This is a genomic window from Ancylobacter oerskovii, assembly GCF_018390555.1.
Taxonomy (GTDB): Bacteria; Pseudomonadota; Alphaproteobacteria; order Rhizobiales; family Xanthobacteraceae; genus Ancylobacter; species Ancylobacter oerskovii.
In genome coordinates, this window is the sequence record NZ_JAHBGB010000041.1 from 49125 (window position 1) to 67803 (window position 18679).

The window sequence follows — 18679 nt, forward strand, 5'->3', positions numbered from 1 at the left end:
CTCAGCCGGCGACGAACTCGTCGCGCGCATAGCCCTGCAGATAGAGCAGGGCGGTGAGGTCGGCATGATCGATGCGCACCTGTGCCGCCGCCGCCACCGCCGGCTTGGCGTGATAGGCGACGCCGAGCCCGGCCTCGCCGAGCATGGCGAGGTCGTTGGCGCCGTCGCCGACCGCCATGGTCTCGTGCGGCGCGAGGCCGAGCGCCTCGCGATTCTCGATGAGCGCCGCCAGCTTGGCCTCGCGGCCGAGGATGGGCTCGGCGACCGTGCCGGCGAAGCCGTCCGCCTCGACGATCAGCTCGTTGGCGCTGTCGGCGTCGAAGCCGATCATCGCGGCGACGCGGCGGGTGAACAGGGTGAAGCCGCCGGAGACCAGCAGGGTGCGGGCGCCGTTGGCCCGCATGGTGCGCACCAGCTCGGTGCCGCCGGGGGTGAGGCGGATGCGCTCGGCGATCACCTCGTCGACCACCGCGACCGGCAGGCCCTTCAGCAGCGCCACGCGCTCGCGCAGCGCCGGCTCGAAGGCGATCTCCCCGCGCATCGCCCGCTCGGTGATCGCGGCGACAGGTGCCTTCATGCCGGCGAAATCGGCCAGCTCGTCGATGCATTCCTGGCCGATCATGGTGGAATCCATGTCGGCGAGGAACAGCTTCTTGCGCCGGCCTTCGGCGGGCACGAGGGCGACGTCGACCGGCGCCGGGGCGAGGGCGGCACGCAGCGCCTCGATATCGGCGGCACCGGTGAAGCCGATCTCGGCGGCGATCCCCTCGGCCAGCACGCGCGGCGCCTGTGCGGCCGGCAGCCGCGCGGCGGCGGCGGCGATCAGCGCGGCATCGACGGCGGGCGCGGAGGGAGCGGAGACGAGGACGGCGTAATGGCTCGGCATGATCGGCTCGTTCTGGGGTTGCCGGCGGGCCGGCGCCGGGCAACAAGGCTGCGCGGAATGTATTGCGCGGGAGGAGAGGCGTGACGAAGACCGGCGGGCACGACGAGCAGGCCCGGCTGCCCATCCGGCCGCGCGCGGTGCTTATCGCAGGGCCGACGGCGAGCGGCAAGTCGGCGCTGGCGCTCGATCTCGCCGAGCGCACCGGCGGCGTGGTGATCAATGCCGATTCCATGCAGGTCTATGCCGATCTGCGCGTGCTTTCCGCCCGGCCGAGCCCGGAGGAGGAGGCGCGCGCGCCGCACCGGCTCTACGGCCATGTCGACGGAGCGGCGGATTATTCGGTGGCGCATTGGGTGGAGGATGCGCGGCGGGCGATCGGTGCGGCCGAGGCCGAGGGACGGCTGCCGATCCTGATCGGCGGCACCGGGCTCTATTTCAAGGCGCTGACGCAAGGCCTGTCGCCCATGCCGCCGGTGTCGGACGAGGTGAAGGCGCTGGTGCGCGGGCGCGGGGAAGACGCGGCCGCGCTTCATGCCCGGCTGTCGCGCATCGATCCGCTCACCGCCGCCCGGCTGCGGCCGAGCGACACCCAGCGGCTCACCCGCGCCGTCGAGGTGTTCGAGGCGACCGGCCGGCCGCTGGCGCACTGGCAAAACGAGGCGACGGAGCCGCCGGTGCTGCGGCCGGAGGACGTGTTCGGCCTGTTCCTCGCCACCGACCGCGCGGCGCTGCGTCAGCGGATCGCCGCCCGTTTCCGGCAGATGATGGAGCAGGGCGCGCTGGAGGAGGTGCGGGTGCTGGCGGCGCGTCGCCTGCCGGCCGACCGCACCATCCTTAAGGCGCATGGCGTGCCCTGGCTCGTGCGCCACCTCGCCGGGGAGATCTCGCGCGAGGAGGCGATGGAGGGCGGCATCGCCGATACGCGGCGCTATGCCAAGCGGCAGGAGACCTGGTTCCGCCACCAGATGGACGGCTTCGCCTGGCAGGGCCCGGACGAGGCCCGGCACACCCTGGCCGCGCGTTTCGGCCGCGGCTGAGTCGGCCGGGGGCCGGGTTTTTGGGGCCGGGCGGTGGATGTGCCGCCCGGTGCGCCCCTTCAGAGATCGAGGTCCGACAGGCCGGGATGATCGGCCGGGCGGGGGCCGGAGCGGTCCCAGTGGAACTTGCGGTCGGCCGCGCGGATCGGCAGGTCGTTGATGCAGGCATAGCGCCGCACCATCAGGCCGTTCTCGTTGAATTCCCAATTCTCGTTTCCGTAGGAACGGAACCAGTTGCCGGAATCGTCGTGCCATTCATAGGCGAAGCGCACGGCGATGCGGTCGTCGGTGAAGGCCCAGAGTTCCTTGATCAGCCGGTAGTCGAGCTCCTTCGCCCATTTGCGGGTGAGGAACGCGACGATCTCCTCGCGGCCATTGATGAATTCGGCGCGGTTGCGCCATTTGCTGTCCGGGGAATAGACCAGCGAGACCCGCTGCGGATCGCAGGAATTCCAGCCATCCTCGGCGCCGCGCACCTTCTTGATGGCGCTCTCGCGGGTGAAGGGCGGCAGCGGCGGGCGTTGCTCGGTCATGGCGTGTTCCTCTCTCGGGCCGCGGACGATCGGGCGGCGATTGGTTGCAATGTAGCCGGCGGCCGCGGGGCGTGTACCGGGTTCGCCCGGCATTCGGCGGGAATCTACGCCGTCCCGGAGGCCCGCACCCGCCGCGCCGGCAGGGGGCGCAGGCGCAGCGCCACCTCGCTCGCCAACGCTACCGCGAGGCCGAGGCCGGCTACCCACCAGGCGGGCCGGATGGAATAGCCGAAGGCGAGATTGGCGGTGAGCACCCGCACGGGATCGATGCCGGTGGCGGCAAGGTACCAGCCGGCCTCGACGAGCGCGGTGGCGAGACCGGCGCCGAGGGCGAGCAGGACCAGCGGGGCGAGGCCGGTGCCGTATCCGTAGCGCTGCAGCACGCGCCAGCCCATCAGCCAGAGGAAGAAGCCGGCCATCAGCGTCGGCTCGGTGACGTCGAGCTTCTGCTGCATGAAGAAATGCAGGATGGCGAGCGCGGTGATCGGGTAGGCGAGCGCATGCAGCCGCCGCCAGCGCTCGGCGCCGAGGCGGGCGATGGCGCCGTCCCAGGAGGTCGCCGACAGGGCGAGCAGGCCGAGCAGCGCCACGAAGCCGATGGTGAGGTAGATGCGCAGCACGATCTCCCGCACCACCACCGACAGCGCGCCCATGTCGAGGCAGTAGAGGCCGAAATGCACCGCCACCAGCGCGGCGGCGCCGAGGCCGAGGGTGCGGCGGGCATGAAGGAGCTTCGGCCAGTTGAACAGCCGGCGCGCCGGGGTGACGGCGAGGGTGATCAGCAGCAGCCGCACCGCCCAGTCGCCGAGGAAGCGCAGGGTCTCGACCAGCGGGCGGGCGCCGAGGGCGGGGCCGCCGCCCAGCGCCCCCGAGGCGCCGCCGCCGAGGGCACCCGCGGCACCCGGGCCAAGGCCGGGCGCTCCCAATCCCGGGCCGCCCAATCCCGGAGCGCCGAGCCCGAGCGGATCGGTCGCGGCGAGGTCGCCGCGGATGATGCGGATGGCGAGCAGCGCGAAGGGCAGCAGCACCAGCAGGAGGGCGGCGATCTTCTCCGGGCTCCAGACACCCGGACGTTCGCGGAGGAAGGACATGGTGGCTCTCGGAGGTGAGGCTCGATGGCGTAATGTCTACAGTTACGCGCCCCATTCCGTCTTCATTTCAGCACGGCGTCGCACGTCTTCGTGAGGAGCGGCGAGCTTTCCGCACCCGCCGCCTGCAGCGGCGAGCCTCCGTGGGCTTGTTCGGGCGGGCAAGCCTGTGGGGCGCTTTGCTGCCCCGAGGCTTCCCCGGGCTGCCGCGTCAGTCGAACACCCGCGTCACATGGCCCATCTTGCGGCCGGGGCGGGCTTCCGCCTTGCCGTAGAGGCTGAGCATGGCGCCGGGCTCGGCCAGCACGGCGGGCCAGCCATCGGCCTCGTCGCCGATGAGATTGGTCATCTCGACGCGGGCGCCGAGCCGCTGCTTGGCGCCGAGCGGCCAGCCGGCAATGGCGCGCACATGCTGCTCGAACTGGCTGGTCTGGGCGCCCCCCAGCGTCCAGTGGCCGGAATTGTGCACCCGCGGGGCGATCTCGTTGACGACCAGCCGCTCGGCCTCGCCCGTGCCGACCACGAACAATTCGACCGCGAACACGCCGACATAGCCGAGCGCGTCGCCGATGCGACGGGCGATGTCGTCGGCCGCCGTCACCGAGGCGGCGCCGAGCGCGGCGGGGACGGTGGATTTGTGCAGGATGTGGTGGCGGTGCTCATTCTCGGTCACCTCATAGGCGGCCACCGTGCCGTCCTGCGCCCGGGCGGCGACCACCGACACCTCGCGCTCGAACGGCACGAAGCCTTCGAGCACCGCCGGATGCCGGCCGATGGTCTTGAACGCGGCGGCGGCGTCGTCGCCCGCGCGGATCATCACCTGGCCCTTGCCGTCATAGCCGAAGCGGCGGGTCTTCAGCACCGCCGGCCGGTCGATGCGGGCGAGCGCTTCCTCGAGCCCCGCCTCGTCGTCGATGGCCGCGAAGGGAGCGACCTCGATGCCGAGGGAGGCGACGAAGCTCTTCTCCGCAAGCCGGTCCTGGGTGATGCCGAGCGCCCTGGCGCCGGGATGCACCGGCACGAACTGCGCGAGGTGCTCGGCGGTTGCCACCGGCACGTTCTCGAACTCGTAGGTGACGACGTCGACGGCGCGGGCGAAGCGCTCCAGCGCCGCGAGGTCGTCATAGGCCGCCTGGGTGTGGGCGTCCGCCACCTGGAAGGCCGGGCTGCCGTCCTCCGGGGCATAGATATGCGCCTTCAGCCCCAGCGGGGCGGCGGCGAGGGCGATCATGCGGGCGAGCTGGCCGCCGCCGAGAATGCCGATGGTGGAGCCGGGCTTGAGCATCAGGCGGGCTCGCTGGAGGTCGGCTCGAAGGCGACCGAGGCGGTGCGGGCGGCGCGCCAGGCGGCGAGGCGGACCGACAGCGCCTCGTCGGACAGCGCCAGCACGGCGGCGGCGAGCAGGGCGGCGTTCACCGCCCCGGCCTTGCCGATGGCGAGGGTGCCGACGGGAATGCCGGCGGGCATCTGCACGATGGAATAGAGGCTGTCGACGCCCGACAGCGCCTTGGATTCCACCGGCACGCCGAGCACGGGCAGCGTGGTCAGCGACGCGACCATGCCGGGCAGATGGGCGGCGCCACCGGCGCCGGCGATGATCGCCTTGTAGCCCGATGCCTTGGCGCCCTTCGCGAAATCGAACATCCGCTCGGGGGTGCGGTGGGCGGAAACGATGCGGCAATCATGGGCGATGCCGAGCTCGTCCAGCGTCTGGGCGGCGTGGCGCATGGTCTCCCAGTCGGACTGGCTGCCCATGATGATGGCGATCGGCCGCGCATCGGCGGTCGTGACGGCGGACATGTACGGCCCTTCCCCCGGAAAAAGAAGGCGCGGATTATAGGAATCCGCCCCCGCGCGGCAAGGGGAAACCGCCCGTCGCCCGCGCGGGGCGGTGGAGGGATCCGGCACGAGGCGCGCGGGCGCGACACATGCTTAACACCGCCTTTACCGCGCGTGCCCACAGTGGCGCCGGCACACCGTTCCGCTCATCCGCGATGTGGCGCCCCGGAGACGGCTTCCGGCGCATCGATCTTTTTGTCGGCTTTGTGAGTTGAACGGTTAAGCTAAATGGCGAGAACAGGAGCGGGATACGCCCCTGTTCGGGTGACGCGAGGAGCGCAGAGCATGATGTCCGGGCGTATGGGTGGCGGCGCAAGATCCCGTCTCGCGGCGATGGCGCGCACCCTGCTGGCGGGTGCCGCGATATGGGTGGCCTTCCAGGCACCCGGCAGCCTCTCCGGCGGCGGCGTCGCCCTGGCGCAGGAGCGGGCGGGCGCCAGCGTCGAGCAGGGCATGCGGATCCAGTCGGGCATCCGCACCTCCGGCGTGCGGGCCGGCAACGGCACCGGCGATGTGGGGCGCGCCTTCGATCCGATCGCCGTGGGCATGCGCCGCACCGGGCAGGGCGCGTCGCTGCTGGCGGCGCTGAACGGCGATCCCGCCCCCTTTGACATGAACACGTTGCGCGGCCAGCCGCCGGCGGTCGAGGCCGTTCCCGCCGCGGAGCCTCCGGCCCAGCCGGCGGCCGCCCAGCCGGCGACACCCGCGGCCACGGATACGGCGCCGGCCGTCGGTGCCGGGGCGCCCGCCATGGGAGCCGGCACGCCCGGTGCCGCGCAGCCTGCCGCCGCGACGCCGGCGGCGGCGACCAATGTCTCGGCGACCGAGCCGGGCGCCTCCTCGGTGGTGGCGGCACGCATCGGCGAACTGCTCGCCGGACCGCAGGCGCGCTTCGGCGTGAAGCCGAACGAGCGCGAGGCGCTGGCGGCCTTCTATGCGGCGCGCCAGTACCAGCCGGTGTTCACCGCCGGCACGGCATGGTCGTCGCTCGGCACCGCGGTGCAGCAGCAAGTCGCCAATTCCTGGCAGGACGGGCTGCAGCCGGCCGATTACGAGGTGCCGGCGCTTTCCGCGCATCCGGGCGAGGTCGAGCTGGCCGAGGCCGAGCTCAAGCTCGCCTCGGCTCTGATGCTCTATGCCCGCCACGTACAGAGCGGGCGCTTCGATCCCAAGCGCATCTCGGCGAATGTCGATCCCTCGCCGACGGTGCCGGACCCGAACGCGGTGCTGGCCGGCGTGAGCGGCGCGGCCGATCCGCGCGCGGCGCTCGCCGCCTTCGCCCCGCAATATGACGAATACCGGCTGCTGAAGATGCAGCTCGCCGGCCTGGAGGGCGAGCGGCACGGGGTGGCGCCGCCGCATGTGCCGGCCGGCCCGACGCTGCGCCCCGGCGACGAGGATCCGCGCGTGCCGGCGCTGCGTGCCCGGCTCGGCCTGGTCGGCACGCCGGAGGACACTCTCTACGACCCGGACCTCGTGGAGGCGGTGCGCGCGTTCCAGCGCTCGGCCGGCGAGCGTCCCGACGGCGCCGTCGGCCCGGTGACGCTGGCGGCGCTGAACGGCGCCGGCGAGGACCGCACCGCCGACATCATCGCCAATATGGAGCGCTGGCGCTGGCTGCCGCACGAGGTGGCGCCCACCTATGTCATCGTCAACATTCCCGAATACATGGTGCGCATCGTCGTCGACGAGCAGACCATCCACGAGACGCGGGTGATCGTCGGCAAGCCGGAAAACCAGACGCCGGTGATGACCGAGAACATGCAGTACACGGTGTTCAACCCGTCCTGGAACGTGCCGCCGGGCATCATGCGCAACGAGATGCTGCCCAAGCTGCGCTCGGATCCCTATGCGCTGGCGCGGCAGGGCATCGACGTGGTGCGCAATGGCCGCGTCATCGATCCCGGCACGGTGGACTGGAGCCGCGGCTCGCAGGGCTATTCCTTCCGCCAGCCGCCCGGCGAGCGCAACGCGCTCGGCAACATGAAGTTCATGTTCCCCAACAAGCACTCGGTCTATCTGCACGACACGCCGAACCGCACGCTGTTCGCCCGCGACCAGCGGGCCCTGAGCCATGGCTGCGTGCGCGTGCACGAGCCGATGAAGTTCGCAGAGGTGCTGTTCTCGCTCGGCCTGCCCGGCGAGGGCTGGAACCAGCAGCGCATCTCCAAGCTGATCGGCGGCAAGGAGCGCTACCTCAACCTGAAGCAGCGCTTCCCGGTGCACCTCGCCTATTTCACCACCTATGTGGATGGCGAGGGACGGCTGGTGACGCGCCCGGACCTCTACGGCACCAACGCCGCCACCAAGGCGATTCTCGGCATTGGCGGCGCCGCCCAGGTGGCCGATGGCGGCAATGCGCCGCGCCGCCGCTGAGGTAATATTCGACGGTAGATCTGTGCCTGCTTGAACACGGAGGGCAGAAAAGTGGCCCTCCCGGGGTCGATTTGACGCATTTTTGTTGATGCGGCACTCTTTCGCCACAGTCGCTTCCTAGCCAGAGGGCCAATGAGTGCGGGGGTTGGGCCGTAAACGCGCCCTTAACCAAACCTGACAAGACTATGTTCACCATGTCCGATCCGGCGGCGACGCCGGCTCGTCTCAAGGAAACGTTCGCTTATCGGGTTTGGGGTTCGTGAGCATCCATCAACGCTTCCATCGCATCCGACTGCCGCGTCTTCCGTCATCCCGCCTTGTGAAGGCGGCGGCGCTGGCCGCCATGGTGACGGTATGCGGCACCGACATGCTGCAGGACGCCGTGGCGAATGGCGACACCCGCACGCTGACGCTGCATCACGTCCATTCCGGCGAGAGCGCCACCGTCACCTTCAAGCGCAACGGCCGCTACGATCCGGCTGCCTTGAAGCAGCTCAACGTCCTGCTGCAGGACTGGCGGCGCAAGCAGCCGACCAACATGGACCCGCAGCTGTTCGACATCGTGTGGGAGGTGTACCGCGAGACCGGCGCCACCCAGCCGATCCAGGTGATCGGCGGCTACCGCTCCCCCGAGACCAACGCCATGCTGCGCGCCCGCTCCCGCGGCGTCGCCCAGACCAGCCTGCACATGCAGGGCAAGGCGATGGACTTCTATATTCCCGGCGTGCCGCTGGCCAAGATCCGCGAGGCGGGCCTGCGCCTGCAGCGCGGCGGCGTCGGCTTCTACCCGACCTCCGGCTCGCCCTTCGTGCATCTCGACACCGGCGGCGTCCGCCACTGGCCGCGCATGAGCCGGCCGGAGCTCGCCCGCGTGTTCCCCAACGGCAAGACCGTGCATGTGCCGACCGACGGCAAGCCGATGTCCGGCTATGCGCTGGCGCTGGCCGAGGTCGAATCGCGCGGCAAGGAGCCGGGCGGGGCGGGTGCCGCCCTTGCCGGCCTCGGCGGCGGCAACAACCCGAAGCCGAAGAACCTGTTCGCGGCGCTGTTCGGCAAGAAGGATCCCGAGGAAGAGGCGGACGAGGCGCCGGCCGCGGTCGCCGCGGCGCCGGCCAAACCTGCTCCTGCCGCTCCCGCCGCCCCGGCGCCCGCGCCGGCCGCCGCTCCGGTGACGGTCGCCGCCGCCGCGCCGGCCGAGATCCCGCTGCCGCAGCCGGCGCCGCAGGCCCGCACGGTCGCACAGCCGCCTGAGGCCCCGGCGAATATACCCTTTGCGGTGGCTTCGGCCGCGCCGACCCCCGCCGTGCCGTTGCCCGCCGCGCGGCCGAGCGACGCGCCCAAGGCCGGCACCGTCGTCGCCTCGCTCGGGCCGGTGCCGCTGCCGACCGCGCGTCCTGCCGAGGCGGGACGCCTGCCCGAACTCTTCGTCAATGACGGCGGCGACGGCCAGGGACCGGCGCTCGCCTATGCGTCTGCCACCGCCGGGGTGTTCCCCTCCGGCCGGCTGCAGCCGGGCCGCGCGGCGCAGCCGGCGCAGGTTCCCGGCGTGAACGCGCCCGTTGCCGCCGCGCCCGTGCCGCATGCGCCGGCGCGCACCGCCGCCGCGGTACCGAAGGCCGCCGCGTCCTACACGCCGGAGATGCAGGCGGAGATTCGCGGCCTGTTCCTCAGCCCGACCGTGGCGACGCATGTGGTGATGCGCACGCCGGAGCTTCGCCGCTTCGCCGCCTTCGTCGCGCCGCCGCGCCAGGTGGTGGCGGCGGGCTTCGGCAAGGACGGCTCCAACGGCCTCTCCACCAACCGCTTCAGCGGCGCGGCGGTGGTGGCGGTGCCGGTCATCGCGGTGATCGACGGCCCGGCGCCGCTCGCCCGCAAGCTCTGACGCGCGGCGGCGGCCTGCGGCGTCGTCCTTGGCCGTTGGTCTCGCAGCCACGAGGACCTTCGATCACGAAAACGGCCCCGGCTTGTGCAAGCCGGGGCCGTTTTCATTGATGCCGGTCGTTCCGGCCGGTGCGCAACGGCGCTGGCGACAAGCAGGTGGCCCCGCCGTCCCGCTCAGCTCCCGACCATGCCCAGCGCCTGCAGATAGAGGTCGACGATCGCCTCGTGCTCGGCGCGCTGGTCGGCGTCCTGCTTGCGGATCTTCAGGATCTCGCGCAGCGCCTTGACGTCGAAGCCGGTGCCCTTGGCCTCGGCGAACACGTCCTTGATGTCCTCGGAAATGGTCTTCTTCTCCTCCTCGAGACGCTCGATGCGCTCGATGAAGGACTTCAGCTGCTCCTTGGCAAAGCCGGCGGCGGCATCGGAGAGGGGCTGGTCGTTGGGAATGTCGGACATGGTTTCTCCCGCCGGAGCGATCCGGCTCGTCGGGTGATCAAAATCGGGGGGCGATCAGGAGCGGATGCGTCCGCCGGCGTCAAGTTCGACGGTGGAAGGAACCGGCGGCTGCGCCCGCTATCCACCGCCATGCACAGGCCGGCCGCTTCCGGCGCGGTTAGTGGCCGGGGCCCTTGAAGGCGGCCTTCTGCCCGGGGCTGGCCTCGGCCTGGTGGGTTGCCTTCCATTCCTCATAGGGCATGCCGTAGACGATCTCGCGGCTCTGGTCCTTGGTCAGCTCCACCCCGCGCTCGGTCGCGGCGTCGAGATACCAGTTGGCGAGGCAGTTGCGGCAGAAGCCGGCGAGATTCATCAGGTCGATGTTCTGCACGTCGGTGCGCTCGCGCAGATGGCGGACGAGCCGGCGGAAGGCGGCGGCCTCCAGCTCGGTGCGGGTGGCCGCGTCGGGCGCGGGCGTGTCGTCGGACATGGGAGCCTCCGGTCGGGTTCTTCGCCGCGTCAGGCGGCGGTCGGTTCGGAAAGGTCGAGCGGCGCCACCGGCCCGGTGCGCGAGCCGAAGAAGCGCCGCTCATGCAGACCGGGCGCGGCGAGAATGCCGGGCAGGAGCCGCGCCAGCCGGTCCGCCCAGGCGATCTGGCCGGCGAGATCGGCGATCAGGTCCTGGCGGATCTCGATCAGCGCATGCGCAAGGCCGGTGGCGGTGCCGTGGCGATAGAGGCAGTCATTCTTCAGCGCGCCGTCATAGGGCTCGTTGTCGCCGACGATGAGGTCGCCCTCGGCTTCCAGCCCGTCGATCAGCGGGCGGGCGAGGCGAGGGTCGGCGTCCCATAGCAGCGCGACGTGCCAGGGGCGCGGCGAGCCGCGCCAGACCGGCGTGAAGGAATGCACGGAAAAGATCGCCGGCACCGTGCCGGTGGCGGTCATGCGGGCGATCTCGCCGGCGACGGCGCGGTGATAGGGGCGGTGGAAGCGGTCGAGACGGGAGGCGACCTCATCGGCGTCGGCATGGCGGTTGCCGGGCACGACGGCGCCGTCCGACAGCTTCATCACCAGCGTCGGGTCGTCCTCGCCGCGATTGGGATCGATCAGCAGCCGCGAAAAATGCGACAGCACCGCCGGGCAGCCCAGCGCGCTCGCCAGCGCCCGCGTCACCCCGGCGGCGCCGATATCGTAGCCGATGTGGCGCTCCAGCTCGGCGGGAGGCAGGCCGAGCGTGCCGTAGCGCGCCGGCAGGGCGTTGGAGGCATGGTCGCAGATCAGCAGCAGGCCGGCCGCGGCATTGCCGTCGATGCGCTCGAAGGTGTGGAAATCGTCGTCGCCCCCGCGAGGCTCGGCGGAGGGAAGGGCATCGGGAGGATCGGGCCGGCGCATAATGTCCCTATGCTACGAAAGTGGCGGCGAGGCTAGTGACGAGCGGGCTCTGGTGCCATAGGAATACGCCCGTTTCGCGTCGCGCGGGAACCGGATTCGACCGATCCGCGCGCAAGAATGAAAGCTCGGCAGGGCAAGGGTCAGGGGTTGCAATGACGGACGGATCGGCGCGCGCGTTTCTCGACAGGCTGTTCTCCGCGGCGGTGGCCGCTGCCCATCCTTCCACCTGCCTGCCGCCGGCGCTGCCGCCGCCGCCTGCCCATGGCCGGCTGATCCTGCTCGCCGCCGGCAAGGCCGCCGGTTCGATGCTGGAGGTGGCCGAGCGCTATTATCTCGACGAGAAGGACTTCGATCCCGCCCGTCTCGCCGGCATCGGCGTCGCCCGCCACGGCTATGGCCGCCCGACCCGGCTGCTGGAGATGGTGGAGGCCGGCCATCCGGTACCGGACGCCGCCGGGCTCGCCGGTGCGCAGAAGGCGATCGACCTCGCCGCCTCGGCGACCGCCGACGATCTGGTGCTGGTGCTGCTCTCGGGCGGCGCCTCGGCCAACTGGATCGCGCCGGCCTATGGCGTCGAACTCGACGACAAGCGGGCGCTGACCAAGGCGCTGCTGCGCTCCGGCGCCAACATCACCGAGATCAACACCGTGCGTAAGCACCTCTCGCGCATCAAGGGCGGGCGTCTCGCCGCGCTGGCCCAGCCGGCGCATGTGGTGACGCTGTCGATCTCCGACGTGCCGGGCGACGATCCGGCGGTGATCGGCTCCGGCCCGACCGTGCCCGATCCCTCGACGCTGGCCGAGGCGCGCGACGTGCTGGCCCGCTACCGCATCGATCCGCCGCCCTCGATCGCCGTGGCGCTGCGCGACACCGCGAACGAATCGCCCAAGCCCGGCGACGCGGCCTTCGCCAATGCCGAATACCACCTCATCTCCCGGCCGGCGGACTCATTCGTCGCCACCGAGAAGCTGGTGCGCGAGGCCGGCTACGAGCCGGTGCTGCTCGGCGACAATCTCGAGGGCGAGGCCCGCGAGGTGGCGGCGGCGCAGGCGGCGAAGGCCAAGGAGCTGAAGGCGGCCGGCCGCAAGGCGGTGCTGATGTCCGGCGGCGAGCTCACCGTCACCATGCGCGGCAACGGCCGGGGCGGCCCGAACCAGGAGTTCGCGCTGGCACTGGCGGTGGCGCTCGGCGGCGAGGCGAACATCTATGCGGTGGCCGGCGACACCGACGGTACCGATGGCGGCGGCGGCGACGCCACCGATCCGGCCGGCGCCTATGTGCTGCCCGATACGCTGAAGCGGGCGGCGGCGGCCGGTCTCGATCCTGCCGCCTTTCTCGCCAATAACGATTCGACGGGCTTCTTCGAGGCGATCGGCGACCTGCTGTCGCCGGGGCCCACCTGCACCAACGTCAATGATTTCCGTGCCGTTCTCGTCGATCCCTGACCTGCGAAAGCCGCGCCGGAGCGCGCGGCCGCTGCTGGCTGCGCTTGCGGTGCTTCCGGTGCTCGCGGCGCTGGTTCCGACGCCGGCGGCAGCGGATTTCCGCCTGTGCAACCGTTCGGGCAGCCGGGTCGGCATCGCGCTCGGCTACAAGGACGGAGAGGCCTGGGCGACCGAGGGCTGGTGGAACCTCGCCCCCAAAAGCTGCGAGACGCTGCTGCGCGGCGATCTGGTGGCGCGCTTCTATTATGTCTATGCCGTAGATTACGACCAGGGCGGGGAATGGGCCGGCAAGGCCTTCATGTGCACCCGCGACAAAGAATTCACCATTCGCGGCATCGAGAACTGCCTGGCGCGCGGCTTCGACCGCACCGGCTTCTTCGAGGTGGACACGCAGGAACAGAAAAGCTGGACGGTGCAGCTGACCGAAGGCGCTCAGAAGCCGACCGCCCAGGCCGGCGGCGCGGCGGGCGCACCGCCCCTGCCGCCGCAGAAGGCGCCCTAGAAGCGGGCGGCTCGCGCCCCCCGCGGCCTCGCATGAAAATCGATGATGGCGGTCATGCCGGGCGTCGGCGCCCGGCCCGGGAATTCATGGGTCCGCACGGCGTCCCGATTCCTCGCGCCTGCTCGCCTTCAAGAACCCCAGCCGCCGACCGGGCCTTGCAGATGGTTCTTCCCGCCAAGCCGCGAGGCCGTTCGGCCCCGCCGCATCCGTGTCGGCGGGTAGGCGTGCGCGCCGAGGAGGCACGGGATCGGGAAGCGTGACCCGCATCTCCGACCCGGGAGGCCGAGCGGCGATGTGGGGGAACGGGAGGGCCATCCGCGCGTTCGGCGGCGCGCCGACAGGGATGACGATGTGGGGCCACCGCTCTCCTCACCCGAACGCCGCCGATGCCGGGACGTCGGGTGTCGGGCATCGGTGGAGAGCTAGTGGGGCGCGAGGGGTATCCGGGGCGCATCGAGGAGCGCTTGCCCCGCCCCTCTCCCTGACAGGAAGAGGGGCCTGTTACTCCGGCGCGATGCCGTGACCGGGCAGGAACCGGAAAGGCAAGGCGGAACCTGCCCGCCCGCGCCGTGAGGTGGGACGCTCTCAGTCCACCGGCAGGGCGGTGAAACGCACTTGGCCGTCGGCGTCGGCGACCATCAAAAGCGCCGAGCGGCGGCCTTCCTTCTTGAGCGCCGCGATGCGGTTCTCCACATCCTTCGGGGTGGCGGTCGCCTCCTGGTTCACCTCGACGATGAGGTTGCCGGCGACGAGGCCGCGATCGGCGGCTGGGGTGTTGGGTTCCACCGCGACGACGACCACGCCCTTGGCGTCGTCCTTCAGCTTGAACCTGGTGCGCAGCTCGGGCGTGAGTCCGGCGATCTCCAGCCCCATCAGCTTGGTGGTGGCGGTGGCGTCGGGGGCCGGCTTGTCCGGCGTGGCGGGCGCCTCGGTATCGGCGGGCTTGTCGCTCTCGTCGAGGCGGCCGACGGTGAGCTTCAGCGTCTCCTCCTTGCCCTTGCGGACCACCACCACCTCGACCTCCTTGTCGACCGGGGTGTCGGCGACGACGATCGGCAGGGAGCGCATGTCCTTCACGTCCTTGCCGTCGAACTTGACGATGACGTCGCCGGCCTTGATGCCGCCCTTGGCGGCGGGGCCGTCCTCCGTCACCGAGCCGACGAGGGCGCCGCGCGCCTTGCCGAGCGACAGGCTTTCGGCGATCTCGTCGGTCACCTGCTGGATGCGCACGCCGATCCAGCCGCGCCGCGTCTCGCCGAACTCCTTCAGCTGCGCGATCACCGGCACGGCGGTGTTGGCCGGCACCGCGAAGCCGATGCCGATCGAGCCGCCCGACGGCGAGATGATCGCGGTGTTGATGCCGACGACGTTGCCGTCCATGTCGAACAGCGGGCCGCCGGAATTGCCGCGGTTGATGGCGGCGTCGGTCTGCAGGAAGTTGTCGTAGGGGCCGGAATTGATGTCGCGCTTCAGCGCCGAGATGACGCCGACCGTCAGCGTGCCGCCGAGCCCGAACGGGTTGCCGATCGCCATCACCCAGTCGCCGACGCGCAGCACGTCGGAATCGCCGAACTTCACCGAGGTGAGCGTCTTGCCTTCCGGCGGGGTGATCTTGAGCAGGGCGAGGTCGACCTTGGTGTCGCGCCCGACCAGTTCCGCCTTGATCTTCGAGCCGTCGGCGAAATTGGCGTAGATCTCGTCGGCGTCGGCGATCACATGGTTGTTGGTGACGATGAAGCCGGCCGGATCGATGACGAAGCCCGAGCCGAGGGAGGACACGCGCCGCGGGCGCCCGCCATTCTCCTCGCCCTGCTGCTGCCGGCGCTTGAAGAATTCCTCGAAGAATTCCTCGAAGGGCGAGCCGGGCGGCAGTTCCGGCGTCGGCACGCTGCGCGAGGCCGCCACGGTCTGCGAGGTGGAGATGTTGACCACCGCGTCCATCACCCGCGCGGCGGTGTCGGCGACCGTGTCCGGTCCCTTGGTGGCGGCGGCCGTGGCCGGGGCGGCCGCACCGAACAGCAGCGACAGGCCGAGCAGGGCGGCGAGCGGCAGGCTGGCGAGAGCGGCGCCTCGATGGGATGCGGTCATGGTGCCTCCTTAGCGTCCCGACGGGATCGGACCTTCCGCCGCGGCGCGGAACGGGTCCCTATCGGCGAACGCTTAACCGGGGGCGGGCGCGATGCAAGCCAAAACCGCGCGAGCCAAAACCGCACGCGTCAAAGCCGCGCCGTAGGGGCGGAGAAGCAGGATGCCGGATGCGGCGCGCGCATCCGGCGAGGGGATCAGCCGCGGATGAACCAGATCACCAACAGGCCGACGACCGCGCCGACCAGGCCGGCGATGCGCATCGGCATCTCCGGCGCCTTGTCGATGGCCTCCATGGCGCGGCGTACCGCGCCCGGAGCGGCTGCGAGCATCAATCCCTCGATGACCAGCACGAGGCCGAGGGCGACGATGAGGTCGGACATCGTCGCCCGGACTCAGTTGGCCGGCGCCGCGGGGGCGGCCGGCGCCGGCGCTGCCGGGTTGGGCGCGTTGAAGAAGCGGAAGAAATCCGAGGTCGGAGAGACGACCATGCGGGTGTCGGTGTTCTTCATCGCTTCCTCATAGGCCTGCATCGAGCGGTAGAAGTCGAAGAAGCCCTTATCCTGCCCATAGGCCTGCGCGAAGATCTCGTTGCGCTGGGCCTCGCCCTCGCCGCGCAGCTTGTCGGCGGCGGCGTTGGCCTCGGCGGTGATGATCGTCGAGTCGCGGTCGGCGCGGGCGCGGATGGTCTGCGCCTGCTCGCCGCCCTGGGCGCGGATCTCCGAGGCCTCGCGCTGGCGCTCGGTTTGCATGCGCTGGAACACCGCCTGGCTGTTGGCCTCCGGCAGGTCGGCGCGGCGGATGCGCACGTCGATGACGTTGATGCCGAAATTGGCCGCCTCGCGGTTCACCTGGTCGCGGATGCGGGTCATCAGCGTCTCGCGCTCGTCGCGCACCACCTGGGTGAAGGTCGATTCGCCGAGCACCCGGCGCAGCGACGAGTTGAGGATGGTGGCGAGGCGGGAATTGGCGCCCTCCACCGTGCCCACCGCCTGGTAGAAGCGCAGCGGGTTGGTGATGCGGTAGCGGGCGAAGGCGTCGACCACGAGGCGCTTCTGGTCGGCGGCGATCACTTCCTGCGAGGGATTCTCCAGGTCGAGGATGCGCTTGTCGATCAGGATCACGCTGTCGACCAGCGGGATCTTGGCGTTGAGGCCGGGCGTCTCGATGACGCGGATGGGTTCGCCGAAGCGCAGCACCAGCGCCTGCTGGGTCTGGTAGACGGTGAACAGCGCCGAGAACAGCGCGATGGCGGCGATCGCCGCCACGACGGCGATGACGAGACCGAGGCTGTTTCTCATTTCGCGGCTCCCTGCGCGGCCTGTCCCTGCGTGGCCTGGGTCGTCGGACGGGGCGAGGCCTGGCGCGACTCAAGGGCGCCGAGCGGCAGGTAGGGCACGACGCCCTGGCCGCCGGCACCGTTGGCCTGCGTATCGAGGATCACCTTGTCCATGCCGGCGAAGACGCGTTCCATGGTTTCGAGATAGAGGCGCTGGCGGGTCACGTCCGGCGCCTTCTGGTATTCGGCGAGCACGCTGAGGAAGCGCGAGGCCTGGCCGCGCGCTTCGATGATGGCGCGCTCCTTGTAGCCCTGCGCGCCCTGGGTGATGCGGGCGGCGTCGCCTCGGGCCTCGGGCACCACGCGGTTGGCGTAGGCCTGGGCCTCGTTCTGCAGGCGCTCGGCATCGGCGCGGGCGGCCTGCACGTCGCGGAAGGCGTCGATGACCTGCTGCGGCGGATCGACCTTCTGCAGCTGCACCTGGGTGACGAGGATGCCGGACTGGTATTCGTCGAGCGTCCGCTGCATCAGCTCATGCACCGCCGTCTCGATGGTCTGGCGGGCGCCGGTGAGGATCGGCTGGATGTTGGTGCGGCCGACCACCTCGCGCATGGCGCTTTCCGCCACCGCCTTGATGGTGCCTTCCGGGTTCTGGACGTTGAACAGGAAGTTGGCGGCGCCGATGTCCTCGGTCGAGCCGGGCGCGGCGGGCTTCACCATCCAGAACACCGCGAAGTCGACGTCGACGATGTTCTCGTCGCCGGTGAGCATCAGGCTCTCCTCCGGCACGTCGCGCATGGCGGTGCCGCGGCGCGGATCATCGCCGGAGCGGATGCCGATATCGATGCGGTTGACGCGGGTGACCTGCGGGGTCAGCACGGTCTCGATCGGGTAGGGGAGGTGGTAGTTCAGGCCGGGATTGGAGGTGGAGACGAACTTGCCGAAGCGCAGCACCACGCCCTGCTCGTCGGGCTCGACCCGGTAGAAGCCGGAGAGCAGCCACACGATCACCGCGATCGCCACGATGGCGAGGATGCCCTTGCCGCTGCCGAAGCCGCCGGGCACCACGGTGCGCAGCTTTTCCTGGCCGCGCCGGATCAGATCTTCGAGATCGGGAGAATTCGGGCCCGGCGATTGCGGGCCATTGCCCCAGGGACCACGCGGACCACCACCCCATGGTCCGCCGCTCTGGTTCTTCCACGGCATACGTGCCAACTCCCGTTTGCGTGCCCGATGGGTCCAGGCTCGCGAACGCAGAACCGTCAGACGCTATCGTGCTGAAAAGGACCCGCGTCCGTGCATGTGAAGACGCGACGACGGCGGTTATAGGTGACGCTGCACCGTGATACAACGCGCCGTCGCGTACGCAGATATGGGATGGCGGGATTGTTACGCAACGTTAGGACGGGAGGCGGCGCTGCGTTCGCTGGCGTCCGGGGCTTCGCGCCGCGCCGGCGCCGCGCGGTAATGGGCGAGCACGAAGAGGCGGATAGCCGAGGACAGGTTGCCCTGGTTCCGGCCGGAATCGATCGACGCGACGATGTCGGACAGCGTGCTGCGCTTTTCGGCGGCGATTTCCTTCAGCGCGTCCCAGAACTGGTCCTCGAGGCTGACGCTCGTCTTGTGTCCGGCAATGACGATCGACCGCTTCACCACGGGGCTCTTCATGTTTCGTCCTCTCGAATTCGCTTATGCCCATCCAAGGCCGCGTCGTTCCTGCGCCTGGCGTCGGCATCGGCGTTCTTCTGCGCCTTTGACACGCCAAACGCCAAACGCCGCTCCGCGGCGGTTTGTTCCGCGGCCTCGCGGGCTTTTTTCTTGCGGTAACGGTGCAGGTTCACGAGGTCGGCCATGCTGTCCTTCCACCGATCCGCATGGCCGCGTGGCGGGGCTGGCGGCCT

The 18679-nt window shown here is 70.7% G+C and carries 19 protein-coding genes; 5 read left to right on the forward strand and 14 right to left on the reverse strand.

From position 1 onward, the window contains the following. Nucleotide 1: 1 nt before the first annotated feature. On the reverse strand, nucleotides 2-886 hold the full coding sequence (gene serB, locus KHC19_RS18865) for a phosphoserine phosphatase SerB (RefSeq protein WP_213354331.1): 885 nt from the start codon (nucleotides 884-886) through the stop codon (nucleotides 2-4). A gap of 80 nt (nucleotides 887-966) precedes the next feature. Between serB and miaA the strand changes: the two genes are divergently transcribed. Further along, the gene (miaA, locus tag KHC19_RS18870; RefSeq protein WP_343207755.1) at nucleotides 967-1923 is read left to right on the forward strand and encodes a tRNA (adenosine(37)-N6)-dimethylallyltransferase MiaA; all 957 of its coding nucleotides are present in this window, start codon (nucleotides 967-969) and stop codon (nucleotides 1921-1923) included. A 59-nt stretch (nucleotides 1924-1982) separates the two neighbouring features. Here miaA and KHC19_RS18875 read toward each other — a convergent pair whose 3' ends face one another. The 4 genes from KHC19_RS18875 to purE all read right to left on the reverse strand — a co-directional run bounded on the left by KHC19_RS18875 (nucleotide 1983) and on the right by purE (nucleotide 5344). Then, complete coding sequence (locus KHC19_RS18875) at nucleotides 1983-2456, reverse strand: nuclear transport factor 2 family protein (RefSeq protein ID WP_213354333.1); 474 nt, start codon at nucleotides 2454-2456, stop codon at nucleotides 1983-1985. 104 nt (nucleotides 2457-2560) lie between these two features. Further along, entirely contained in the window at nucleotides 2561-3547 is a 987-nt protein-coding gene (locus tag KHC19_RS18880; RefSeq protein WP_213354335.1) for a protein-methionine-sulfoxide reductase heme-binding subunit MsrQ, read from the reverse strand. Between the two features lie 208 nt (nucleotides 3548-3755). Continuing rightward, nucleotides 3756-4829, reverse strand: a complete 1074-nt coding sequence (locus KHC19_RS18885; protein WP_213354336.1) for a 5-(carboxyamino)imidazole ribonucleotide synthase — start codon at nucleotides 4827-4829, stop codon at nucleotides 3756-3758. Next, on the reverse strand, nucleotides 4829-5344 hold the full coding sequence (gene purE, locus KHC19_RS18890) for a 5-(carboxyamino)imidazole ribonucleotide mutase (protein WP_213354338.1): 516 nt from the start codon (nucleotides 5342-5344) through the stop codon (nucleotides 4829-4831). The genes KHC19_RS18885 and purE overlap by 1 nt, the downstream gene beginning before the upstream one ends. Before the next feature lie 324 nt (nucleotides 5345-5668). Here purE and KHC19_RS18895 point away from each other — a divergent pair, with 324 nt between their 5' ends. Both KHC19_RS18895 and mepK read left to right on the forward strand, forming a co-directional pair. After that, entirely contained in the window at nucleotides 5669-7759 is a 2091-nt protein-coding gene (locus KHC19_RS18895) for a L,D-transpeptidase family protein (RefSeq protein WP_246549172.1), read from the forward strand. Between the two features lie 259 nt (nucleotides 7760-8018). Continuing rightward, entirely contained in the window at nucleotides 8019-9641 is a 1623-nt protein-coding gene (gene mepK / locus KHC19_RS18900) for a peptidoglycan L,D-endopeptidase MepK (protein WP_343207757.1), read from the forward strand. Nucleotides 9642-9814: 173 nt separating this feature from the next. Here mepK and KHC19_RS18905 read toward each other — a convergent pair whose 3' ends face one another. From KHC19_RS18905 to KHC19_RS18915, 3 genes are all read right to left on the reverse strand, one after another. Next, entirely contained in the window at nucleotides 9815-10096 is a 282-nt protein-coding gene (locus KHC19_RS18905) for a DUF2312 domain-containing protein (protein WP_213354340.1), read from the reverse strand. Nucleotides 10097-10253: 157 nt separating this feature from the next. After that, nucleotides 10254-10565: a DUF1244 domain-containing protein gene (locus KHC19_RS18910; RefSeq protein ID WP_213354342.1), complete on the reverse strand. Its 312-nt coding sequence runs from the start codon at nucleotides 10563-10565 to the stop codon at nucleotides 10254-10256. A gap of 29 nt (nucleotides 10566-10594) precedes the next feature. Continuing rightward, the gene (locus KHC19_RS18915) at nucleotides 10595-11467 is read right to left on the reverse strand and encodes an N-formylglutamate amidohydrolase (protein ID WP_213354344.1); all 873 of its coding nucleotides are present in this window, start codon (nucleotides 11465-11467) and stop codon (nucleotides 10595-10597) included. A 152-nt stretch (nucleotides 11468-11619) separates the two neighbouring features. On the opposite strand from KHC19_RS18915, the gene KHC19_RS18920 reads away from it, so the two are divergent. Then, complete coding sequence (locus KHC19_RS18920) at nucleotides 11620-12912, forward strand: glycerate kinase type-2 family protein (RefSeq protein WP_213354346.1); 1293 nt, start codon at nucleotides 11620-11622, stop codon at nucleotides 12910-12912. Further along, the gene (locus KHC19_RS18925; RefSeq protein ID WP_213354348.1) at nucleotides 12881-13414 is read left to right on the forward strand and encodes a DUF1036 domain-containing protein; all 534 of its coding nucleotides are present in this window, start codon (nucleotides 12881-12883) and stop codon (nucleotides 13412-13414) included. The genes KHC19_RS18920 and KHC19_RS18925 overlap by 32 nt, the downstream gene beginning before the upstream one ends. A gap of 585 nt (nucleotides 13415-13999) precedes the next feature. On the opposite strand, the gene KHC19_RS18930 is transcribed toward KHC19_RS18925, so the two are convergent. The 6 genes from KHC19_RS18930 to KHC19_RS18955 form a co-directional block, all read right to left on the reverse strand. Continuing rightward, nucleotides 14000-15502: a Do family serine endopeptidase gene (locus tag KHC19_RS18930; RefSeq protein WP_213354350.1), complete on the reverse strand. Its 1503-nt coding sequence runs from the start codon at nucleotides 15500-15502 to the stop codon at nucleotides 14000-14002. Between the two features lie 194 nt (nucleotides 15503-15696). Beyond that, the gene (locus KHC19_RS18935) at nucleotides 15697-15882 is read right to left on the reverse strand and encodes a DUF2065 domain-containing protein (RefSeq protein ID WP_213354352.1); all 186 of its coding nucleotides are present in this window, start codon (nucleotides 15880-15882) and stop codon (nucleotides 15697-15699) included. A 12-nt stretch (nucleotides 15883-15894) separates the two neighbouring features. Beyond that, on the reverse strand, nucleotides 15895-16800 hold the full coding sequence (gene hflC, locus KHC19_RS18940; RefSeq protein WP_213354354.1) for a protease modulator HflC: 906 nt from the start codon (nucleotides 16798-16800) through the stop codon (nucleotides 15895-15897). Then, a complete protein-coding gene (gene hflK / locus KHC19_RS18945) occupies nucleotides 16797-17984 on the reverse strand; it encodes an FtsH protease activity modulator HflK (protein ID WP_213354355.1) in 1188 nt (395 codons plus the stop codon). The genes hflC and hflK overlap by 4 nt, the downstream gene beginning before the upstream one ends. A 183-nt stretch (nucleotides 17985-18167) precedes the next feature. Beyond that, nucleotides 18168-18446, reverse strand: coding sequence for a ribbon-helix-helix domain-containing protein (locus tag KHC19_RS18950; protein ID WP_213354357.1), 279 nt, complete (start codon nucleotides 18444-18446; stop codon nucleotides 18168-18170). Then, nucleotides 18443-18631 (reverse strand): DUF4169 family protein, encoded by a 189-nt coding sequence (locus KHC19_RS18955; protein ID WP_213354359.1) that lies wholly within the window; start codon nucleotides 18629-18631, stop codon nucleotides 18443-18445. The genes KHC19_RS18950 and KHC19_RS18955 overlap by 4 nt, the downstream gene beginning before the upstream one ends. Nucleotides 18632-18679: the final 48 nt, after the last annotated feature.